General features: G+C 70.0%; 3 protein-coding genes and 1 pseudogene. 2 read left to right on the top strand and 2 right to left on the bottom strand.

Annotated features, from left to right (window positions below):
* Positions 1-138: 138 nt before the first annotated feature.
* Positions 139-513, bottom strand: a pseudogene (locus N864_RS20640) (ArsR/SmtB family transcription factor); the annotation flags it as partial.
* Between the two features lie 133 nt (positions 514-646).
* Between N864_RS20640 and N864_RS20635 the strand changes: the two are divergent.
* Both N864_RS20635 and N864_RS20630 read left to right on the top strand, forming a co-directional pair.
* Positions 647-1,351, top strand: coding sequence for a DUF3105 domain-containing protein (locus N864_RS20635; protein ID WP_081794093.1), 705 nt, complete (start codon positions 647-649; stop codon positions 1,349-1,351).
* Complete coding sequence (locus N864_RS20630; RefSeq protein WP_155893039.1) at positions 1,348-2,151, top strand: DUF305 domain-containing protein; 804 nt, start codon at positions 1,348-1,350, stop codon at positions 2,149-2,151. The genes N864_RS20635 and N864_RS20630 overlap by 4 nt, the downstream gene beginning before the upstream one ends.
* Positions 2,152-2,234: 83 nt before the next feature.
* Here N864_RS20630 and N864_RS20625 read toward each other — a convergent pair.
* Positions 2,235-3,115, bottom strand: an 881-nt coding sequence (locus N864_RS20625; protein WP_034721807.1) for an IS256 family transposase, incomplete at its 5' end; no start/stop codon positions are given.

Below are 3,115 nucleotides of genomic sequence, written 5' to 3'. Positions count from 1 at the left end.
CAGGGCTTCTCATGCGCCGGCCTCCGGGCGCGCGGAACGGGTACGCGAGGGCGTCCTGCTGTGGGGCGCGGGCCTCTGCGCATGTGCCGGACCGACGGGTGCCAGCTCCGTGGGATGGTCGGCGGACATCGGCGTGGGCTCGTGGGTCATGTGTTCGCGCGTCAGGTCGAGCAGCATCCGCACGTGGGCGTCGGCGAGGCGGTAGTACATCAGGCGGCCATCGCGTCGGGCCGTGACCACCTGCGAGGCGCGCAGCAGGCGCAGCGACTGCGACACCGTGGTCTCGGTGGTGCCGGTGGACGCGGCGAGGTCGCAGACGCACAGCTCACCGGCCTCGAGCAGCGCGTAGAGGAGCTTGGCGCGGGTCGGGTCGCCCAAGAGCTTGAAGACGGCTGACACCCGGGTCAGGTCGTCCTCAGGGAGGGCGCGGGCGCGGACGTGGCGCACGGTCTCGGGATGGACGCAGTGGTCGGTGCAGGCATCTATCCCGATGACCGTCTCATCTGAACGCATGCTCAGATGTTACGGTACGCAGACCGCGCCGGAAACCACCCGTCCGAACCGGGTGCCGGCGCTCAGCACGACAACTCACCACTGCCCGCCGGCGCCCGCGACGGCGCTGAGCCGGCCATGCCCTGGAGGCCGCATGCTTGCCAACGACCCCGCCAAAGACCCCGCCAAAGACCCCGCCAAAGATTCCGCCAAAGATTCCGCCAAAGACAGCGACGCCGGCTCCGCCCGTGAGGATCGGCGCAAGCGCGCCGCCCGGATGGCCGCTGCACAGCGAGCCCAGGAACGACGTCGGTCCGCCCTGCTCTGGGGTGGAGTCGTGACGGTCGTGCTCGCCATGACTGCGGCCATCGGGATCGTGGTCGTGAAAGAGCGGGCGAACCGCCCGACGCTGGAGGCGGTGCGCACCTTCACGGTTGATCAAGGTCACGTCACGACGCCGGTCGCCTATGCGCAGACGCCGCCTGCAGGGGGTCAGCACGCGCCCGTCTGGCTCAACTGCGGCCAGTACACGCAGCCCGTGCCCAACGAGAACGCCGTGCACTCGATGGAACACGGGGCCGTCTGGGTCACCTACCGTGACGGCACACCGGCCGACCAGGTCAGGAAGCTCAGATCGGCACTGCCGGACACGTACGCGCTTCTGTCGCCGTACAAGGGCCTGCCCGCCCCGGTCGTGGCGTCAGCATGGGGCAAGCAGCTGGCCCTCGAGAGCGCGGACGACCCGCGCCTGGCCGAGTTCGTCAAGGCCTACCGGCAGGGCCCGCAGACCCCCGAGCCGGGTGCAGCCTGCACGGGCGGCATCGACGGGACCGGCTCGTCCATGCCGGAGGGGATGTGACCGTGTCCGAGGAAGCCGGCACCGACGCTGTCGCCAATGTGAGTGCCGCGACGGCATACGGCTCACGACCACCCGTGCTCACGAGACGCATCATGCTCGTCGGGGCCCTCGTCGTCCTGGTGTTCGTGGCGCTAGCGGGCTTCGCCGGGTACCAGGTCGGTCGTTCCGGCGACGTGCCGGACGAAGGCGGAGCCGACGTCGGCTTCGCCCGCGACATGCAGACCCACCACAACCAGGCCGTGCACATGGCCCTGACCATCCGCGACAAGACCTCCGATCCGACGCTTCGGGCGGTTGCCTACGACATCGCCACGAGCCAGTCGCAGCAGGCCGGGCAGTTGTACGGGTGGCTGGCCCACTGGGGGCTGCCTGCAACTTCATCGGATCGGCCCATGGCGTGGATGTCCGCCGGCCAGCACCTGCCAGAGGACGCGCCTGCGGGTAGCTCCGCGGCGTCGAGCCCGCCGACGGTCGGCGGGGCAGGGGCGACGGGATCGCAAGACGGGATGCCCGCGATGTCAGGCATGCCTGAGAAGCCCGCATCAGGGCAGTCGGGTGAAATGTCGATGGGCATGGCCACGACTGAACAGCTGAAATCCCTCCAGCGGGCAACGGGCCTGCAAGCCGAACGGCAGTTCCTCACCTTGATGATCGCCCACCACCAGGGCGGCGTGCAGATGGCACGAGCGGCCCTCCGGCTGGCGACCAAGCCCGAAGTCCTGACCTTGGCTCGTGCGATCGACACGGCACAAACCGCCGAGATCGCCCAGCTGCAACAGCTCTTGGAGGCACGCCGGTGACCGGCCACTTGAACGGCGCGGGCCTGCGCGCCGGGTCAAGTCCGGGTCCGTGGTGTACGACGGTGATCCCGTGAGGTTCTGGGTTAGGCGCTGATCGCGTCGGCGATCAGGGCGGTGGGCACCTCCTCGGGGTTGTCGGCGGGGTCGCGGCCGGCGAGGACGGCCCGGGATCGGGCGAGGACCTCGAGTCCGAGGTAGCGGCGCTGTTCGGCCCACTCGTCGTGCTGCTCCGCGAGGACCGCGCCGACGAGGCGGATGACCGCGTCGCGGTTGGGGAAGATGCCCACGACATCGGTGCGGCGGCGGATCTCGCGGTTGAGGCGCTCGTTCGGGTTGTTGCTCCACACCTGGCGCCACAGCTCGCGCGGAAACGCGGTGAACGCCAGGATGTCGCACCGGGCCAGCTCGAGGTGCTCGGCCACGGCCGGCAGCTTTTCGTACAGGCCTTCCAGGACGCGGTCGAACTGGGCGTGCACCGCCTCGGCGTCGGGTTGGTCGTACACGCTGTGCAGCAGCGCCTTGACCCAGCCCCACTGGGACTTCGGGGTGACGCTCATCAGGTTCGCGGCGTAGTGGGTGCGGCACCGTTGCCAGGACGCGGCCGGCAGGGTCGCGCCGATGGCCTCGACCAGTCCGGCGTGCGCATCCGAGGTGACCATCGCGACGCCGGTCAGGCCGCGGGCGACCAGGTCCCGGAAGAACCCGAGCCAGCCGGCGCCCGACTCAACCGAACTGGTCTGCACGCCAAGGACTTCCCGGTACCCGTCGGCGTTGACGCCGGTCGCGACCATGACCGCGACCTTGACCACCCGGCCGCCCTCGCGCACCTTCATGGTGAGCGCGTCGGCCGCGACGAACGTGTACGGGCCCTCGCTCAACGGGCGGGTGCGGAACGCGGTGACCTGCTCGTCCAGGTCCTTGGCCATCTCGGACACCTTGGACTTGGACAGGCCGGTGATCCCGA

Source organism: Intrasporangium chromatireducens Q5-1 (assembly GCF_000576575.1).
In the GTDB taxonomy this organism is placed as follows: Bacteria; Actinomycetota; Actinomycetes; order Actinomycetales; family Dermatophilaceae; genus Intrasporangium_A; species Intrasporangium_A chromatireducens.
Note: the sequence above shows the minus strand (reverse complement) of the source record. Positions and strands in the feature narration are given on the sequence as shown.

Coding starts and splice junctions, on each gene's coding strand:
- N864_RS20635 (WP_081794093.1), top strand. CDS start 647: ATGCTTGCCAACGACCCCGCCAAAGACCCCGCCAAAGACCCCGCCAAA.